Consider the following 16,011-nt stretch of genomic DNA (forward strand, 5'->3'; position numbering starts at 1 on the left):
TCTAGTTTACCCGTCTGGTCTGGGGCGAGGCTGCGTAAACCCGGTGAATCAGCTCCGCCACGGCCTTGTAGAACACCGGCGGAATGACACTATCCACCGAGACTTGCGCAAACATTGAGCGTGCGAGCGGCGGATCCTCGAAAACGGGAATGCCGTTCTCCTCCGCGAGCTCGCGAATCTTGAGCGCGATGAGATCCTGGCCCTTGGCGACGACCACCGGGGCATCGCCTTCCTCGCGCACATAGCGCAGCGCCACGGCGAAGTGGGTCGGGTTGGCGATGACGAGGGTCGCGCGCGGCACGGCGGTCATCATGCGGCGACGGATGCGGTCGCGCTGGATCGAGCGCATGCGGGCCTTGACGATCGGGTCGCCCTGGGCCTGCTTCATTTCCTCCTTCACCTCCTGCTTCGTCATCATGAGTTCGGTGAACCAGTGATGGCGCGTCCAGGCGAAGTCGATGGCGGCGATGAGGGCGGTGGCGAAGAGGATGATGAGGAGGACCTTGTTGATGTCCGTCGTCATCATGTAGAGCAGCGCCTGCGGCTCGGAGAACATCGTGTCGAGCGAGGCGAAATAGTTGCCGCGCATGGCGATCGCCACGACCAGCGACACGAGCAGGATCTTGATCAGAGACTTGCCGAATTCGACGAGGCCCTGCTTGCCGAAGAGGCGGCCGAGGCCCTTCATCGGGCTCAGCCGGCTGATCTGCGGGCGCACGCGCTCCAAGACCGGGCTCGGCAGGTTCTGGAACACCGACGAGGCGATGCCGAAGATCATCATCATCAGGAGGATCGGCATCAGCAGCGCACCGGCCTCCCAGCCGAGATGGCGGAAGATGGCGATGACGTCCGTGCCGGTCTTGAGGTTCCAGGCCTCCGGCTGCTCGAAGAAATCGCGCAGCGTCTCGCTCATCCGCGCGATGCCGCCCGGCAGGAAGAAGACCAGGAAGAGGTAGATCGCCAGCGTCGAGGCGAAGATCGTGATCTCGCGCGAGAAGGGCGTGTTGCCCTTTTCCATCGCATCGCGAATCTTCTTCTCTGTCGGGAGTTCTGTTTTACTGTCCTTGTCGTCGTCCGACACGTCGCGCTCCGGGGCAATTCCGGCAGGAGGCTCCGGCCGAAAGCAAACGGCCCGAACCGCCTGTTTGGAGATTCGGGCCGGAAATACGCTCCGCCTGCGGCACTATCGTGTCAAGAAGGATCAGGCGGCCTGCTGCGCCTCTTCCTTCTCCTTCAACTGGATTTGTCCGGCGGCGGCGAGGCGGATGGCTTCCTGCGTGATCGAGCGGCGGGCGATCGCCACCTCGCGCGGATTGACGCCCTGGTCGCCCGCGGCGAGGTCCGATTCGATCATGCGGCGCTGGCGCGCGCCGATCGAGGAGAGGACGGCCTCGCGCAGCTCCATCGAGGCGCCGCGCAGCGCCGCCGTGATGATGTCGCCCGACACGTCGTTGAACAGCGACACCCGGCTTCTCTGCGGCATGAAGAGCACGTCCTCGAAGAGGAAGATCTTCGGGCGCACCTTCTTGACCGATTCGGTCGAGACCGTTTCGAGCGAGGCGAGCATCTCGTCGACCTGCGACTTCTCCAGCTCGTTCATGAGGTCGGCGACCTTGTTCGTGCCGATAGAGTTGCGGTCCGCATCCAGCGCGTTGATCATCTCGATGACGCGCGCCTCGACGATCGCGGTGGCCTTGGGGCTCGCGTCCTTCAGGTTGACGGTGCGGTTGATGATATCTGCACGATGGGCCTCCGGAATCTCCAGAAGCACCTTGGCGCCGAAGGAAGAGGGCATCATCGAGAGGATGTAGGCGATGGTCTGCGGGTGCTCGTTGAGCAGGAACTGCGAGACGAAGACCGGGTCGGCGTCCTGCAGGCGGTCCCAGATCGTCGTCTCGAAAGCCTGGAAGGCGGCGCGGCGGCCGAGCAGGCCGTCCACCTCGTCGGGCGTCAGGCCCTCCTCGAGGATGCCTTCCATCATCTTGGCGTTGTCCATCAGGCCCGCGCCCTCGGTGAACAGGTCCTCGAACTCGTTGACGAGGTCGATCAGCTCATGAGGGGGGATGGCGCGCAGGTTCTGCGCGGCTGCGATGATCTGCTGCAATTCGCTCTGGGTGAAATATTTCAGCAGCTTGCCGGCGACGCCCTTGCCCATGGCGAGAAGGACGGCTGCTGCCTTCTCGACCTGCGAAAGCGGTGTCCCGACCGCCGTGGACGTACCGAAATTTTCGAAATCCATCATGGATTCATCTCCCTGAGACCTAACCGGTCGTCAGATTTTGCGTGTACTCTTTACTTCGATGAGCTTGACCCCGAAGCGGGTGTCGTCGTTTTCAAGAACGGTGATCTCGCCGCGACCGATCACCCGGCCGTTGACCATGACCTCGACCGGCTCGCCGATGCGGCGGTCGAGCGCGATGGTGGCGCCCTCGCTGAGGTTCATCAGGCTGGAGACCTGCATCTGCGAGGAGCCGAGGACGATCTGCAGATCGATCGGGATGTCCATGATGAGGTCCATGTTGGACTCCATCGCGCTGCCCGGACGCGGCGCCTCGCCGAGGCTCTCGGAGAAATCGGCGCCGCCGCCGAAGTCCGAACCGCCGAAGCCGGTATCCGCGCCGAAATCCGACGCGGCCGCGCCGCCGCCGAAATCGCTGCCGGCGCTGAAATCCGTGCTGCCGCCGAAATCGCCGCCGAATGCGGCCAGCGGATCGTCCTCCGCGGTTGCGTCTGCGCCCGAAGCATCCTTCTGAAGAACGCCGCGCAGGTCGTCGATCGCCTGCTCCAGTTCCTGGTCGCCTGCGTTGATGGAAGACATGATGTCGTCAGCGATGGGTGTTTTCTTCGGTGCCATAAGACCACTATTCCATTCGAAACTTGCCTGAGGCGTGCCGCCCCGCAGGCTTCATCCGCAAAACTATCCGATGATGTGCTGGAGAAGCTCTTCCTCCGAGCCGTAGGTATCCTTGACGCGAACCGTGTAGCGGGCGCCCGAGCGGCCGAATTCGCAGACATAGAGGTTGCGGCCGTTCGCATTGACCTCCACGCGCACGTCGCCCGCCTCGTTGAACGGGATGATGTCGCCCGCCTGCAGGCGGCTGATCGTGTCCAGCGTCTGCGCCTCGAGGCGGATGCGCGCCTCCAGCGTCACCTTGGAACGGCGGACCTGCTCGCCGAGCTGCTCGCTCCATTCGACGCGGGTCCTGGCCGCATTGGCCGGCTTCGGCGCAGTGATGACCGATTTCAGCAGCACGCTCTGCGGCACGACGACATGGAAGGTCGAGAGGACCGGGCCGATGCCGACGGCCATGTTGATCATGGCGACGAAGGCCTCGTCGGAACCGTCCTCCGCCGACTTGCGGATCTCCGCATTGTGCGCCGGGCCGAGGAAGGGCTCGAAGCCGTTCGCGCCGTTGACGGAGGTCTTCAGCACGCCGGAGATCCGGTCGAACATCATGGCCGCGACGTCCAGCTCGATCTTGGAGAGCGGGCGCGGCTCGGGATCCTCGACGGCATCGCTGAGCGCGCCGAGCATGTTCTCGACCAGCGTGATGATCAGCGGGCTGTCGCAGATCAGCGTGAAGCGGTCGCACCAGTCGCGCAGCGACGCATCGCAGAAGGCCATGGCGCCGCCGAGCCCCTGGGTGACCTCGGCATATTTTCCGGTGACGAAACCGGCATAGGAAACCGCGACCTCGAAGCCGAGCTCGCTTTCCAGCATGTCGGGCAGGAATTCGGCGAAGACCTCGCCGAGGCTGGCGCAGAGCCGGGAGACCGTGGCCTGGTCGCCAAGCCGGCCGGTCAGCCGTGCGAGGACGACGGGATCCATGGTGGGAAGGGACGTCACGGTTGCTGCGCTCATCTCTTAGGCCGCCTTCGAATCGCCGCCGCCGCCGGGATTCATCATTTCCTGCTCCACCGCGTCGATCGACGGGCGCTCGTAGGAAGAGATGGTCTTGCGGCCGTATTCCAGCGCCACCTGCGGCACGGAGCCGTTCATGTAGGCCAGGAGCGTCTGCTTGACGATGACATAGAGGCGGTTCTGCTTCTCACGCACGGCCTTGATGTTGGCGGTGATCGGCGCGACCACCGAATAGGACAGGAAGATGCCGAGCATGGTGCCGACGAGCGCCGAGCCGATGAGGCCGCCGAGGACCTCCGGCGATTCGTTGATCTTGCTCATCGCCTTGATGACCCCGAGAACGGCGGCGATGATGCCGATGGCCGGGAAGGCGTCGCCCATCGTGGTCATGGCGTGGTAGGGCTTCATCTTGTCGCGCGTGATCGTCTGGATCTCCTCGTCCATCAGCGCCTCGATCTCGTGGGAGCGGGCATTGCCGATGATGATGAGGCGGACATAGTCGCAGATGAAGGCGGTGAGTTCCTTGTTCTTCAGCACGGTCGGCGCGGACTGGAAGATCGGCGATTCTTCCGGATTGTCGATATGCGCTTCGATCTCGTTGCGCGACTTGGTGCGCAGGTCCCGCATCAGGCTGTAGAGCACGCCGAGCGTATCGAGATAGTCGCGTTCCTTCGGCACCTTGTGCTTGAAGGCCTCGCCCAGCGCCTTGCCGGTTTCCTTGATCACCTTCATCGTGTTCGCCACGATGAAGCCGCCGACGCCGGCGCCGCCGATGATCATGAGTTCGAATGGCTGCATGAGCACGTCGACGTGCCCGCCCATGGCCATGAAGCCGCCCAAGACGCAGCCGACGGTGACGATGAGACCGATAATGATGTTCATGAGCGCAGGTGTCCCGACACAATTCTGACCGTTCCGGGATACGGTTCCAGCCTTGCGTGAAGCTGTACCTTACGGCGGGTTAACGGATCAGGTTCGCGCAAGCAAAAGCCCCGAAGATCGTGGTTCAAAACGGACATCCATGTCTTTTCGAACCTGATCGGCAGCCTATCGTGACCACCACCTATGCGAGTTACAAGCTGATTTCCGCCGACCTCCCGACGTCGCTGAAGCGCGTTTCGGAGCAGCCGGACGTCAAGCGCGAGACGGAATATTACCTCTCCAGGATCGGTGGCATTAAGTCGATCGACGCCTTCTTCGCCGATGACAGGCTCTATAACTACGTGATGAAGGCGCATGGCCTGGAGGACATGGCCTATGCCAAGGCCTTCATGCGCAAGGTGCTGACCGAGGGTGTCGACGACAAGGACGCCTTCGCCAACAAGCTCTCCGACAGCCGCTACAAGGAACTGGCGGAATCGCTGAACTTCGCCCGCCATGGCGAGCTCGCCACCACCTTCGACCGCGCCCAGAAGGGCGTCGCCGAGAAATATGCCCGCGAGACGCTGGAGGTCAGCGCCGGCGAGGACAATACGGGCGTGCGCCTGGCGCTCTATTTCGAGCGCATGGCCTCCTCCATCACCTCCGGCTATTCGATCATCGCCGACGACGCGCTGGCGCAGGTGGTGCGCACCGCCCTGCAGCTTCCCGCCGAATTCGCCGCCACCGATGTCGACCGGCAGGCGGCCTATTACGAAAACGCGCTCGATCTCGCCGATTTCAAGGATCCGTCCAAGGTCGGCAAGTTCCTCGAGCGCTTCACCTCGATGTGGGAGCTGGAAAATCCCTCGGGCAGCTACGATCCGCTGACGGTCTTCAGGTCGTCGAGCGTCACCGGCATTTCGACCGACCTTCTCCTTTCCATCAACAACCTGAAACTCGGAGGTCGCTGAGATGCAGACCGGGCTCTATGTATCGCTTTCGTCCCAGATCGCGCTCGACCGCCGCATGGCCACCCTTGCCGACAACGTTGCGAACTCGACCACGGTCGGTTTCCGCGCGACGGAGGTCAAGTTCAACCAGGTCGTCAGCGACCAGAAGAACGCCGACGTCGCCTTCGTCTCGCAGGGCGATGAATTCCTGTCGACCCGCAACGGCGGCCTGACGCAGACCAGCGGCCCGCTCGATTTCGCGATCCGCGGCGAAGCCTGGTTCCAGGTCGAGACGCCCTCCGGCCCGACGCTCACCCGCGATGGCCGCTTCACCCTGACGGATGCCGGCGACCTCGTCACGCTGAACGGCTATCCGGTGCTCGATCCGGGCGGCGGCCCGATCCAGATCGATGCGAATGCCGGCTCCATCACGCTCAGCGCTGACGGCCAGCTCAACCAGAACGGCCGGCCGGTCGCCGCGCTCGGCATCTTCGAGGCGGACCTTTCCGGCGGCTTCGTGCGCGCCGGCAACAGCGGTATCATCACCACCATCCCGCCGCAGCCGGTGACCGACCGCGTCGATGCGGGCGTGGCGCAGGGCTATGTCGAGGAATCGAACGTCAACGCCATCGCCGAGATGACGCAGCTCATCCAGGTCACGCGCGCCTTCGAGAACATCGCCGCGCTGACGCGCAGCAGTGAGGATTCGATGAGCGAAGCGGTCCGCACCCTCGGCGGAAGCAAGTAAGCGATGACAGGCGCTGGGGAAGGGCAGAGCGGAAAAGCGGCAGGCACGCCCGAGGGCGGGCGCATGATGAATGCGCTGGCGGGGCTCGTGCGGCGCTATTCCACGCCGGAATTCTCGGTCGCCCATGGCGGCCATGTGCAGACCATCGCGGCCGGCAACTACACGGTCGGCGGCCTGTCGCGCCATGTGCGCCTCGGCGAGTTCGTGGCGCACAAGAGCGCCACGGGCGTCCATCTCGGCGAGGTGGTGCGCGTCGAACCGGAAACGGTCGTCGTCTGCCCCATCGAGCCGGGCGAGCCGATCGGCATCCACGACACCGTCATCCGCAAGGGCGCCTTCCGCGTCGCGCCGGCCTCGTCCTGGTGCGGCCGCACGATCAACGCGCTGGGCGAGCCCATCGACGGGCTCGGACCGCTGGTGCAGGGCGACGTGCGCCGCTCGATCTCCAATTCCGCGCCGCCCTCGATGACGCGCAAGCGTGTCGAGAAGGGCTTCCATACGGGCGTGCGCGCCATCGACATCTTCGCCCCGCTCTGCCTTGGCCAGCGCCTCGGCATCTTCGCCGGCTCCGGCGTCGGCAAATCGACGCTGCTGTCGATGCTGGCAAGGGCCGACGCCTTCGACAAGGTGGTGATCGCGCTGGTCGGCGAGCGCGGCCGCGAAGTGCGCGAATTCATCGAGGATACGCTCGGCGACAACCTCGCCAAGTCCGTCGCGGTCGTCGCGACCAGCGACGAGAGCCCGATGCTGCGCAAGATGGCGCCGCTGACGGCGGTCACCATTGCCGAGCACTACCGTGACCAGGGCGACAACGTGCTCCTGATCATCGACAGCGTGACGCGCTTTGCCCATGCGATCCGCGAGGTGGCGACCGCCTCCGGCGAGCCGCCCATCGCGCGCGGCTATCCTGCCTCCGTCTTCACCGAGCTGCCGCGTCTTCTGGAGCGCGCCGGCCCCGGCGCGGAAGGCACCGGCACGATCACGGCGATCATCTCGATCCTCGTCGACGGCGACAACCACAACGACCCGATCGCCGACTCGACGCGCGGCATCCTCGACGGCCATATCGTGCTGGAGCGCAGCCTTGCCGAGGAAGGGCGCTATCCGCCGATCAACCCGCTCGCCTCCATCTCGCGTCTTGCCCGCAAGGCCTGGACGCCGGATCAGGAAAAGCTGGTCTCGCGGCTGAAGGCGCTCATCCACCGCTTCGAGGAAACGCGGGACCTCCGCCTCATCGGCGGTTATCGCCCCGGCGGCGATCCCGATCTCGACATGGCGATCAAGCAGGTGCCGATCATCTACGAGGTTCTGAAACAGACGCCGGGCGAAAGGCCCGCCGGCGACGCCTTCGCCGATCTCGCGATCGCGCTGAAGAATGCGGCCGGGCAGGGCGGTGCGCCGGCCATGCGAAGGGGATGACAGTGACCGATTTCGACGCGGACGAAACCATCCAGCCGCTGCGGCGGCCGGGACGGGCGCGGGGCTACAGCTTCGGGGACAAGCTGCTCATGGGCACCGGCGTGATGCTGGCGGCGGGCGCGGCCTTCTTCCCGTGGTACGTTTTCCTCAACCCGGAAAAGTTCTCGGTCCCGACCCTCTGGAAGGGCACGACGCGCAACCTGCCGGAAATGGCGGGCAAGCAGGTGGTGAGCGTTTCGCCCGCCGCCATGGTCGATGAAGACAAGGATCCGGCGCCCGTAAGCCTCGACCCGGTCGCGACAGCCACCACCTCCAGCCTCGGCGCGGAGAAGAAGCTCGGCGTCCCGGTGGAAACCGGTCTTAACCAGCCGCTGCCGGTCAGCTCCGGCTTCCGCCTGATGCATGTGGCGAACGGCCGGGCGCTCATCGAGGACGCCCGTGGCATGTATATCGTGCGCGTTGGCTCGATCCTGCCGGACAACAGCCGCCTTGCCACGCTGGAACAGCGCGAAGGCGCCTGGGTCATCGTGACCTCGAACGGCGAAGTCATCAAGCGCAACTGAGCGCGGGGGAAGCCTCCTTCCCAATCCCTCCCCACAAGGGGGAGGGGCCCGGCGTTGCCGCACCCTTACGCATTCGATTTCGAACGATGGGCAAGCCTCTGACTTTCTCTCCCTCGCAGGGAGAGGCCGGCGGGCAGAGGGAGGGTTCCCTCCTTCGCGATATTTATTCCTCCACGAAATCAGGTGGTTGGCGGGAAACCGCCGCACAGCAAGTCTGACGCAAGATTGGCTCCGTAGGTTCGCCTCGAACAAGGATGGAGCTTGTCATGCAACCGATACAACTGTTTGAACTGGCAACGAAACAGGCCGAATGGCTCGCCGTCCGCCAGAGCGTGGTTGCAGGCAACATCGCCAACGCCAACACCCCCGGGTTCAAGGCGAAGGACGTGACCCCCTTCCAGTCGGTGCTCGAGACGACGGGCATCCGCATGGCGGCGACGCAGCCCGGCCACTTCACCGAAACCGAAATGGCCAGCCGTGTCATCGAGACGAAGCCCACCGAGGAGATCGGCGTGCAGGAGTCCGGCAACACCGTCGGCCTTGCCGAGGAACTCATGAAAGAGGGCCAGGTCAAGCGTGAGTTCGAGTTGAATGCCGGCCTCGTCAAGGCCTTTCATCGCATGATGCTGATGACAGTAAAAAGGTAAGAAATGGATCCGCTCGTAGCTTCCCTGAAAGTCGCAGCCTCGGGACTCGAGGCGCAGTCCACCCGTATCCGCATCGTTTCGGAGAACCTCGCCAACGCCCGTTCGACGGGCGATACGCCCGGCGCCGATCCCTTCCGCCGCAAGACCGTGACCTTCGCCGCCGAGCTCGACCGCGCGACCAACGCCTCGCTCGTCGAAGTCTCGCGCCTCGGCTTCGACGAGACCGACTTCTCCAGCGAATACGATCCGGGCAACCCGGCGGCCGACGAGAAGGGCTACGTCAAGATGCCGAATGTCAACGTCATCGTCGAGATGGCCGACATGCGTGAAGCCAACCGCTCTTACGAGGCGAACCTCCAGAGCATCAAGCAGTCGCGCGACCTGATCAGCGCGACGATCGACCTCCTGAGGGCCTCGCAATGATCGAAAGCGTAAAGAGCATCAATTCCCTCCTGTCCGGCAACGCCGCGACCGGCGTCGAGATGGGGGGCGCCAGCAGCGTTTCCGCTGCGGCCGCGCAGGGAACGGGCACCCAGATGTCCTTCGCCCAGGTCATGGGCGACATGGCCGGCGAGATGGCGAACACGCTGAAGCTCGGCGAGACCAAATCCTTCGAAGCCATCCAGGGCAAGGCCTCGACCCGCGAAGTGGTCGACGCCGTAATGAACGCCGAGCAGACGCTGCAGACCGCCATCGCCATCCGCGACAAGGTCGTCACCGCCTATCTCGAAGTCGCAAGAATGCAGATCTGAGGACCGGACATGAAAGCCCTTGCCATCGCCGCGACCGGCATGAACGCGCAGCAGACCAATCTCGAAGTGATCGCGAACAACATCGCGAACATCAACACGACGGGCTTCAAGCGCGCTCGCGCCGAGTTCTCCGATCTGCTCTACCAGACCGAGCGCGCCGCCGGCGTGCCGAACCGCGCCAACCAGGCGGTCGTGCCGGAAGGCGCGATCATCGGCCTCGGCGTGAAGACCGCCGCCGTGCGCAACCTGCACCTCCAGGGCGGGCTCGTGTCCACCGGCAACTCCTTCGACCTCGCGCTGATCGGCCGCGGCTGGTTCCAGATCGAGGCGCCGGACGGCTCCACGCTCTATACCCGCGCCGGCGCCTTCAACACCAATGCCGACGGTCAGCTCGTCACGCTCGACGGCTACACGGTCGTCCCCGGCATCACGGTGCCGCAGGACGCGACGGAAGTGAACGTCACCAAGTCCGGCCAGGTCTTCGCGACCGTCGCCGGCCAGCAGCAGGATCTCGGCCAGATCACGCTGGCGAATTTCGTCAACGAAGCCGGCCTCGAGCCGCTCGGCGAGAACCTCTTCCGTGAAACCGCCGCCTCCGGCCCGGCCACGGTCGGCGCGCCGGACGAAGCGGGCTTCGCCTATATCCAGCAGAACTACCTCGAAGCGTCCAACGTCGATCCGGTCAAGGAAATCACCGACCTGATCTCCGCCCAGCGCGCCTATGAAATGAACTCCAAGATCATCCAGGCAGCGGACGAAATGGCGGCGGTGGTCAGCAAGAACCTGAGATAGCAACCGGACATGCGGGGAACATGATGTTTCGCCTGATAGCAGCTCTTCGTACGGGAAAGACCCTTTCGGCCCTCCGGCGCGCGGCCCTTGCCGCGCCGGCGGTGCTGCTCGGCCTTCTCGTCGCCGATGCGGCCCTTGCCGATACGCGCACGGCCGTCGTGCCCAAGCGCATCATCTACCCCGGCGAGGAACTGGATGCAGGCCAGCTCGAAGAGGTCGAGGTCACCAATCCGAACATCGTCAACGGCTTTGCGGAAACCATCGCGGCCGTCAACGGAATGGTGACGAGGCGCACGCTGCTGCCCGGCCGGGTCATCCTCACCTCGGCGTTGCGCGAGCCTTTCGCGGTTTCCCGCGGCACCACCGTCCAGCTCGTCTTCGAAAGCCGTTCGATGGTGCTGCGCGCTGCCGGCACGCCGCTGCAGGATGCGGCCGTCGGCGAACTCATCCGGGTCCGCAACAAGGATTCCGGGGTCATCGTTTCCGGCACCGTCATGGCGGACGGAACCGTACATGTGGTGGCGAAATGATGCAGTCCTTCCTTTCCCGCGCGGTCGTCTTCCTCGCCTGCTTCCTGCTGGCGACGGGTCCGGCCCTGCCGGCCGCCCGCATCAAGGACGTCGCCTCGCTGCAGGCCGGCCGCGAGAACCAGCTCATCGGCTACGGCCTCGTTGTCGGCCTCCAGGGCACGGGCGACAGCATGCGCTCCTCGCCCTTCACCGAGCAGTCGGTCCGCGCCATGCTGCAGAATCTCGGCATCTCGATGGTCGGCACGCAGACGCGCGCCAAGAACATCGCGGCCGTGCTCGTCACCGCCAACCTTCCGCCCTTCGCCAGCCCCGGCAGCCGCATCGACGTGACCGTCGGTTCGCTGGGCGACGCCACCTCGCTGCGCGGCGGCACGCTGGTCATGACCTCGCTTTCCGGCGCGGACGGCCAGATCTACGCGGTCGCGCAGGGCTCGATCGTCGTCACCGGCATCAATGCCAGCGGCGATGCCGCGAGCGTCCAGCAGGGCGTGACGACCGCCGGCCGCGTGCCGAACGGCGCCATTATCGAGCGCGAGCTGCCCTCGCGCTTCAAGGATGCGTCCGACCTCGTCCTCCAGCTGCGCAATCCGGACTTCTCCACCGCCGTCGGCATGGCCGACGCGATCAACCGCTATGCGGCCGCCCAGTACGGCTCGCCGATCGCCGAATCGCGCGATTCCCAGTCCGTCTACGTCTCCAAGCCGAAGATGGCGGATCTCGCCCGTCTGATGGCCGATATCGAGAACCTCGTCATCGAGACGGACGCGCCGGCGCGCGTCGTGATCAACGAGCGCACGGGCACGATCGTCATCGGCCAGGACGTGCGCATCTCGCCCGTCGCCGTCAGCTACGGCTCGCTGACCGTACAGGTCAACGAGATGCCGCAGGTGATCCAGCCCGAACCCTTCTCCAAGGGCGTGACGGCGGTCCAGCCGAGCACGGACATCCTCGTCCAGCAGGAAGGCGGCAACGTCGCCATGCTCGACGGCTCCAGCCTGCGTTCGCTGGTCTCGGGTCTCAACAGCATCGGCGTGAAGCCGGATGGCATCATCTCCATCCTGCAGAGCATCAAGACGGCCGGTGCCCTCCAGGCGGAACTGGTGCTGCAATGAGAACAGGCATGACCCTTTCCACGATCGCCCGCAGGCTCGCGCTCCCCGTCGCCGGCTTCGTCATGATGGCCATTCCCGGTGCCTTCGCCGAGGATCGCCCCGTCATCACGACAACCAATGCAAGCGCCGACGAGATCCGCGAGTTCTGCACCAATATCGCGGACGCGGCGCGCGACCAGCGCTATCTCCTCCAGAAGCAGGAGCTTGAAAACCTGCAGAAGGACGTCGACGAGCGCATCAAGACGCTGGAAGCCCGCCGCGCCGAATACGAGGACTGGCTGAAGCGCCGCAACGATTTCCTGAAGACCGCCGAAGGCGGCCTCGTCGAGATCTACAAGAAGATGAAGCCGGACGCGGCCGCCGCCCAGCTCGCCGAGCTCGATCCGGAAATCGCCTCCGCCATCGTCATGAAGCTGGCGCCGCGCCAGTCGAGCACGATCCTCGGAGAAATGCCGGCCGACAAGGCCGCGGCGCTGACCCGCATCCTCACTGCGGCAAGCGATCCGAATACGTCAAAGGACCCGTCATGAAGAAGACCGCCTTCGCACTCTCCGTGGCGCTGGCCCTGTCGGGCTGCTCCAGCCAGGCGATCAACGAGATCGGCAAGGCCCCGGCGATGAGCCCCATCGGCAGCGGCCTCAACTATGCCGAGACGCCGCAGATGGCGGCCTATCCGAAGCAGCCGCGCACGGCGGTTTCCGGCTATTCGATCTGGAGCGACCAGCAGTCGGCGCTTTTCAAGGATTCCCGCGCCTTCAAGGTCGGTGACATCCTGACGGTCAATATCCGTGTCAATGACAAGGCGACGTTCGACAACAAGACCGACCGCTCGCGCACCAACAAGAGCGGCATCAATTTCGGTCTCAGCGGCTCGACCGCCGACAGCAGCGTCGATGCCAAGGGCGACCTGGCCTTCGGGTCCTCGACCAGCACCAAGGGCGACGGCTCGACGGAGCGTTCGGAGAAGCTGAACCTGCTCGTCGCGGCGGTCGTCACCGGCGTCATCGAGAACGGCAACCTGCTCATCAGCGGCTCGCAGGAAGTGCGCGTCAACCATGAACTGCGCATCCTCAACGTTGCCGGCATCGTGCGGCCGCAGGATGTCGATGCCAACAACATGATCGCCTACGAGCGCATCGCGGAAGCCCGCATTTCCTACGGCGGCCGCGGCCGCCTGACCGAAGTGCAGCAGCCGCCATGGGGTCAGCAGGCCATCGACCTGTTCTCGCCGATCTGACGATCTCGGCATCCTCGCAACACGGGAAGAAGACAATGGCGGACGAAGAAGAGGGCGGGAAGAAGAAGCCGTCGCTCGTCATCACCATCGCGGCCATCGCCGTCCTGACGCTGCTTGCCGCCGGCGGCGGCTGGTTCGTCGGCAACATGCTCGCCCCACCGCCGGCCGAAAAGCCGGTCGAGGAGGCGAAGGCCGCGGCACCCGCCGGCGGCGAGCATGGCGCCGCGGGAGAGAAGGGGCAGGAACTCGCCCATATCTCCACCGAGGCCAACGGCATCGTGCTGCTCGATCCGATCACCAGCAATCTCGCCTATCCGTCCGACAACCGCGTTCGCCTCGAGGTCGCGCTGATGTTCAAGGGCGCGCCGGACGTCAAGCTGGCGGAGGAAATCCATCAGGACATCATGGCCTATATGCGCACGGTCTCGCTCCAGCAGGTACAGGGCCCGCGCGGCTTTCAATATCTCAGGGAAGACCTTGAGGAGCGGGTTGACCTCAGGTCGGAAGGGCGCGTAACCAACGTCATGTTCCGGACCTTTGTGATCGAATGATTCGAGCCCTTCTGACCTTCGTCGCCATGATGGCGATGACCGGTATGGCCTACGCCCAGCAGCAGCTGCAGCTGCCGGGCGGCCTTCTCAACGCACCCGTCGATGGCTCGGTCGCCGGCTGGATCATCCGCACCTTCGGGCTGCTGACGGTCCTTTCCGTCGCGCCCGGCATCCTGATCATGGTGACGAGCTTTCCGCGCTTCGTCATCGCCTTCTCCATCCTTCGTTCCGGCATGGGGCTCTCCACCACGCCGTCGAACATGATCCTCGTGTCGCTGGCGCTCTTCATGACCTTCTACGTCATGGCGCCGACCTTCGACCGGGCCTGGCAGAACGGCGTCCAGCCGCTGATGGCCAACCAGATCGACGAGGCCGAGGCCACCAAGCGGATCGCCGAGCCCTTCCGCGACTTCATGGTCGCCAATACCCGCGACAAGGATATCGAGCTCTTCATTTCGCTCGCCGAGGAACGCGGGCAGAAGGTCGTCGAGAACAATGTCGCGGACCTGCGCGTCGTCATCCCGGCCTTCATGATCTCGGAAATCCGCCGCGGCTTCGAGATCGGTTTCCTCGTCGTTCTGCCCTTCCTCGTCATCGACCTGATCGTCGCCACCATCACCATGGCCATGGGCATGATGATGCTGCCGCCGACCTCGATCTCGCTGCCCTTCAAGATATTGTTCTTCGTGCTCATCGACGGCTGGAATCTCCTCGTCGGCAGCCTCGTGCGCTCGTTCAACTGAACGCCGGCCGGGAAGACGCGCGTGCGCGTTTTTCCCGAACCGGCGCGCGCTGAATATCTCTTTAACCATAGCGTTTTACCCCCCGTTCACCCTGTTCTCCGACCTCTCGGATGCGACCTTCCGATTTAAGAAGTTGGCAAGGATTGGCTGCGAGTTTTGGCTCAACACGACGGGTTTGGTATCCCTTCACACGCTGAAGAAACCGAGTTGGCATGATGCCGAACCGCCGTAACCGGTAAGTAATCAGTCCGGTATGTCCCCATCAGTATTTCGTTCAAAGGGACAACTAGAATGTCGAGCATTCTCACCAACACGTCTGCACTGTCCGCCCTGCAGACCCTGCGCTCCATCAACAGCAGCATGGAAACGACGCAGGACCGTATCTCCTCGGGCATGCGCGTCGGTGCAGCCAAGGACAACGCCGCCTACTGGTCCATCGCGACCACCATGCGTTCGGACAACGCCGCCCTTTCCGCCGTACAGGACGCAATGGGCCTCGGCGCGGCGAAGGTTGACGTTGCCTACGGCGGCGTCGAAGCTGCCATCGACGTAGTCAAGGAAATCAAGGCCAAGCTCGTCACCGCCACCGAACAGGGCGTCGACAAGACGAAGGTCCAGGAAGAAATCACGCAGCTCCAGGATCAGCTCAAGAGCATCGGCGCCAGCGCAAGCTTCAACGGTGAAAACTGGCTCGCCGGCGGCGCCAGCGACGCCACGGTTGTCACCGGCTTCGTTCGCGACACCGGCGGCACCGTCAAGGTCACGACCGCCTCCTACGATGCCGAATCCAACTCCCTCTTCGGCGCCTATGACTCTTCCACGGGCGAAGTGGGCACGACCGACGGTATCCTCAAGGACGTTCTTGCGATCGATCTGTCCTCGGCTTCGGACTCCGACGTCGCCGGCTTCCTCGATAATGTCGAAACGGCCCTGACGGACATGGAAAAGGTCGGCTCGACCCTCGGCTCGCTCTCCAAGCGCATCAGCCTGCAGGAAGACTTCGCCCAGAAGCTTTCCGACGCCATCGACAAGGGCGTAGGCCGCCTCGTCGACGCCGACATGAACGAGGAATCGACCCGCCTGAAGGCGCTGCAGACCCAGCAGCAGCTCGCCATCCAGTCGCTGTCGATCGCGAATTCCAACTCGCAGAACATCCTCTCGCTGTTCCGTTAATCGACGGATGGAGGAGGGCGCGGAGGCTGACCCGCGCCTGCCTCGACAAAGGCCGCTCCCGGCAACGGGGG

The 16,011-nt window shown here is 64.4% G+C and carries 20 protein-coding genes; 15 read left to right on the plus strand and 5 right to left on the minus strand.

The window, feature by feature from the left end:
- Position 1: 1 nt before the first annotated feature.
- From flhB to motA, 5 genes are all read right to left on the minus strand, one after another.
- A complete protein-coding gene (gene flhB / locus DSD28_RS17300; protein ID WP_162911446.1) occupies positions 2 to 1,099 on the minus strand; it encodes a flagellar biosynthesis protein FlhB in 1,098 nt (365 codons plus the stop codon).
- Between the two features lie 102 nt (positions 1,100 to 1,201).
- Positions 1,202 to 2,242 (minus strand): flagellar motor switch protein FliG, encoded by a 1,041-nt coding sequence (gene fliG / locus DSD28_RS17305; protein ID WP_119257668.1) that lies wholly within the window; start codon positions 2,240 to 2,242, stop codon positions 1,202 to 1,204.
- A gap of 30 nt (positions 2,243 to 2,272) precedes the next feature.
- Positions 2,273 to 2,854, minus strand: coding sequence for a flagellar motor switch protein FliN (gene fliN, locus DSD28_RS17310; protein WP_119257669.1), 582 nt, complete (start codon positions 2,852 to 2,854; stop codon positions 2,273 to 2,275).
- A 63-nt stretch (positions 2,855 to 2,917) separates the two neighbouring features.
- The gene (locus DSD28_RS17315) at positions 2,918 to 3,862 is read right to left on the minus strand and encodes a FliM/FliN family flagellar motor switch protein (protein ID WP_119257670.1); all 945 of its coding nucleotides are present in this window, start codon (positions 3,860 to 3,862) and stop codon (positions 2,918 to 2,920) included.
- A gap of 3 nt (positions 3,863 to 3,865) precedes the next feature.
- Positions 3,866 to 4,744: a flagellar motor stator protein MotA gene (motA, locus tag DSD28_RS17320; RefSeq protein WP_119257671.1), complete on the minus strand. Its 879-nt coding sequence runs from the start codon at positions 4,742 to 4,744 to the stop codon at positions 3,866 to 3,868.
- A 170-nt stretch (positions 4,745 to 4,914) separates the two neighbouring features.
- On the opposite strand from motA, the gene DSD28_RS17325 reads away from it, so the two are divergent.
- The 15 genes from DSD28_RS17325 to DSD28_RS17395 all read left to right on the plus strand — a co-directional run bounded on the left by DSD28_RS17325 (position 4,915) and on the right by DSD28_RS17395 (position 15,940).
- Positions 4,915 to 5,694: a DUF1217 domain-containing protein gene (locus tag DSD28_RS17325; protein ID WP_119257672.1), complete on the plus strand. Its 780-nt coding sequence runs from the start codon at positions 4,915 to 4,917 to the stop codon at positions 5,692 to 5,694.
- 1 nt (position 5,695) lies between these two features.
- The gene (gene flgF / locus DSD28_RS17330) at positions 5,696 to 6,421 is read left to right on the plus strand and encodes a flagellar basal-body rod protein FlgF (RefSeq protein ID WP_119257673.1); all 726 of its coding nucleotides are present in this window, start codon (positions 5,696 to 5,698) and stop codon (positions 6,419 to 6,421) included.
- A 63-nt stretch (positions 6,422 to 6,484) separates the two neighbouring features.
- A complete protein-coding gene (gene fliI, locus DSD28_RS17335) occupies positions 6,485 to 7,840 on the plus strand; it encodes a flagellar protein export ATPase FliI (protein WP_119257674.1) in 1,356 nt (451 codons plus the stop codon).
- Positions 7,837 to 8,403 (plus strand): flagellar protein, encoded by a 567-nt coding sequence (locus DSD28_RS17340; RefSeq protein WP_119257675.1) that lies wholly within the window; start codon positions 7,837 to 7,839, stop codon positions 8,401 to 8,403. Before fliI ends, DSD28_RS17340 begins: the two co-directional genes overlap by 4 nt.
- Positions 8,404 to 8,669: 266 nt before the next feature.
- Positions 8,670 to 9,050 carry a flagellar basal body rod protein FlgB gene (flgB, locus tag DSD28_RS17345; protein ID WP_119257777.1) on the plus strand — a complete coding sequence of 127 codons (381 nt, stop codon included), beginning with the start codon at positions 8,670 to 8,672 and terminating at the stop codon, positions 9,048 to 9,050.
- 3 nt (positions 9,051 to 9,053) lie between these two features.
- Positions 9,054 to 9,473: a flagellar basal body rod protein FlgC gene (gene flgC / locus DSD28_RS17350; RefSeq protein ID WP_119257676.1), complete on the plus strand. Its 420-nt coding sequence runs from the start codon at positions 9,054 to 9,056 to the stop codon at positions 9,471 to 9,473.
- Positions 9,470 to 9,802 carry a flagellar hook-basal body complex protein FliE gene (locus tag DSD28_RS17355; RefSeq protein ID WP_119257677.1) on the plus strand — a complete coding sequence of 111 codons (333 nt, stop codon included), beginning with the start codon at positions 9,470 to 9,472 and terminating at the stop codon, positions 9,800 to 9,802. The genes flgC and DSD28_RS17355 overlap by 4 nt, the downstream gene beginning before the upstream one ends.
- A 9-nt stretch (positions 9,803 to 9,811) precedes the next feature.
- Entirely contained in the window at positions 9,812 to 10,594 is a 783-nt protein-coding gene (flgG, locus tag DSD28_RS17360; protein WP_119257678.1) for a flagellar basal-body rod protein FlgG, read from the plus strand.
- Between the two features lie 20 nt (positions 10,595 to 10,614).
- Positions 10,615 to 11,124 carry a flagellar basal body P-ring formation chaperone FlgA gene (gene flgA / locus DSD28_RS17365; protein ID WP_119257679.1) on the plus strand — a complete coding sequence of 170 codons (510 nt, stop codon included), beginning with the start codon at positions 10,615 to 10,617 and terminating at the stop codon, positions 11,122 to 11,124.
- On the plus strand, positions 11,124 to 12,236 hold the full coding sequence (locus DSD28_RS17370; protein WP_162911447.1) for a flagellar basal body P-ring protein FlgI: 1,113 nt from the start codon (positions 11,124 to 11,126) through the stop codon (positions 12,234 to 12,236). The genes flgA and DSD28_RS17370 overlap by 1 nt, the downstream gene beginning before the upstream one ends.
- On the plus strand, positions 12,233 to 12,766 hold the full coding sequence (locus DSD28_RS17375) for a MotE family protein (protein ID WP_119257681.1): 534 nt from the start codon (positions 12,233 to 12,235) through the stop codon (positions 12,764 to 12,766). Before DSD28_RS17370 ends, DSD28_RS17375 begins: the two co-directional genes overlap by 4 nt.
- Positions 12,763 to 13,473 carry a flagellar basal body L-ring protein FlgH gene (gene flgH / locus DSD28_RS17380; protein ID WP_119257682.1) on the plus strand — a complete coding sequence of 237 codons (711 nt, stop codon included), beginning with the start codon at positions 12,763 to 12,765 and terminating at the stop codon, positions 13,471 to 13,473. Before DSD28_RS17375 ends, flgH begins: the two co-directional genes overlap by 4 nt.
- A gap of 35 nt (positions 13,474 to 13,508) precedes the next feature.
- Complete coding sequence (locus DSD28_RS17385) at positions 13,509 to 14,024, plus strand: flagellar basal body-associated FliL family protein (RefSeq protein ID WP_119257683.1); 516 nt, start codon at positions 13,509 to 13,511, stop codon at positions 14,022 to 14,024.
- Complete coding sequence (gene fliP / locus DSD28_RS17390; RefSeq protein ID WP_119257684.1) at positions 14,021 to 14,767, plus strand: flagellar type III secretion system pore protein FliP; 747 nt, start codon at positions 14,021 to 14,023, stop codon at positions 14,765 to 14,767. The genes DSD28_RS17385 and fliP overlap by 4 nt, the downstream gene beginning before the upstream one ends.
- 291 nt (positions 14,768 to 15,058) lie before the next feature.
- Positions 15,059 to 15,940: a flagellin gene (locus DSD28_RS17395; RefSeq protein WP_119257685.1), complete on the plus strand. Its 882-nt coding sequence runs from the start codon at positions 15,059 to 15,061 to the stop codon at positions 15,938 to 15,940.
- Positions 15,941 to 16,011 lie beyond the last annotated feature (71 nt).

It is taken from the genome of Shinella zoogloeoides, assembly GCF_003574625.1.
GTDB classification, from domain to species: Bacteria; Pseudomonadota; Alphaproteobacteria; order Rhizobiales; family Rhizobiaceae; genus Shinella; species Shinella zoogloeoides_A.

Bases quoted from the DNA above. Each gene is read 5' to 3' on its own strand.
- fliG (WP_119257668.1), bottom strand. From the start codon at position 2,242: ATGATGGATTTCGAAAATTTCGGTACGTCCACGGCGGTCGGGACACCG.
- fliN (WP_119257669.1), bottom strand. From the start codon at position 2,854: ATGGCACCGAAGAAAACACCCATCGCTGACGACATCATGTCTTCCATC.
- DSD28_RS17315 (WP_119257670.1), bottom strand. From the start codon at position 3,862: ATGAGCGCAGCAACCGTGACGTCCCTTCCCACCATGGATCCCGTCGTC.
- motA (WP_119257671.1), bottom strand. From the start codon at position 4,744: ATGAACATCATTATCGGTCTCATCGTCACCGTCGGCTGCGTCTTGGGC.
- flgF (WP_119257673.1), top strand. From the start codon at position 5,696: ATGCAGACCGGGCTCTATGTATCGCTTTCGTCCCAGATCGCGCTCGAC.
- fliI (WP_119257674.1), top strand. From the start codon at position 6,485: ATGATGAATGCGCTGGCGGGGCTCGTGCGGCGCTATTCCACGCCGGAA.
- DSD28_RS17340 (WP_119257675.1), top strand. From the start codon at position 7,837: ATGACAGTGACCGATTTCGACGCGGACGAAACCATCCAGCCGCTGCGG.
- flgB (WP_119257777.1), top strand. From the start codon at position 8,670: ATGCAACCGATACAACTGTTTGAACTGGCAACGAAACAGGCCGAATGG.
- flgC (WP_119257676.1), top strand. From the start codon at position 9,054: ATGGATCCGCTCGTAGCTTCCCTGAAAGTCGCAGCCTCGGGACTCGAG.
- DSD28_RS17355 (WP_119257677.1), top strand. From the start codon at position 9,470: ATGATCGAAAGCGTAAAGAGCATCAATTCCCTCCTGTCCGGCAACGCC.
- flgG (WP_119257678.1), top strand. From the start codon at position 9,812: ATGAAAGCCCTTGCCATCGCCGCGACCGGCATGAACGCGCAGCAGACC.
- flgA (WP_119257679.1), top strand. From the start codon at position 10,615: ATGATGTTTCGCCTGATAGCAGCTCTTCGTACGGGAAAGACCCTTTCG.
- DSD28_RS17370 (WP_162911447.1), top strand. From the start codon at position 11,124: ATGCAGTCCTTCCTTTCCCGCGCGGTCGTCTTCCTCGCCTGCTTCCTG.
- DSD28_RS17375 (WP_119257681.1), top strand. From the start codon at position 12,233: ATGAGAACAGGCATGACCCTTTCCACGATCGCCCGCAGGCTCGCGCTC.
- flgH (WP_119257682.1), top strand. From the start codon at position 12,763: ATGAAGAAGACCGCCTTCGCACTCTCCGTGGCGCTGGCCCTGTCGGGC.
- DSD28_RS17385 (WP_119257683.1), top strand. From the start codon at position 13,509: ATGGCGGACGAAGAAGAGGGCGGGAAGAAGAAGCCGTCGCTCGTCATC.
- fliP (WP_119257684.1), top strand. From the start codon at position 14,021: ATGATTCGAGCCCTTCTGACCTTCGTCGCCATGATGGCGATGACCGGT.
- DSD28_RS17395 (WP_119257685.1), top strand. From the start codon at position 15,059: ATGTCGAGCATTCTCACCAACACGTCTGCACTGTCCGCCCTGCAGACC.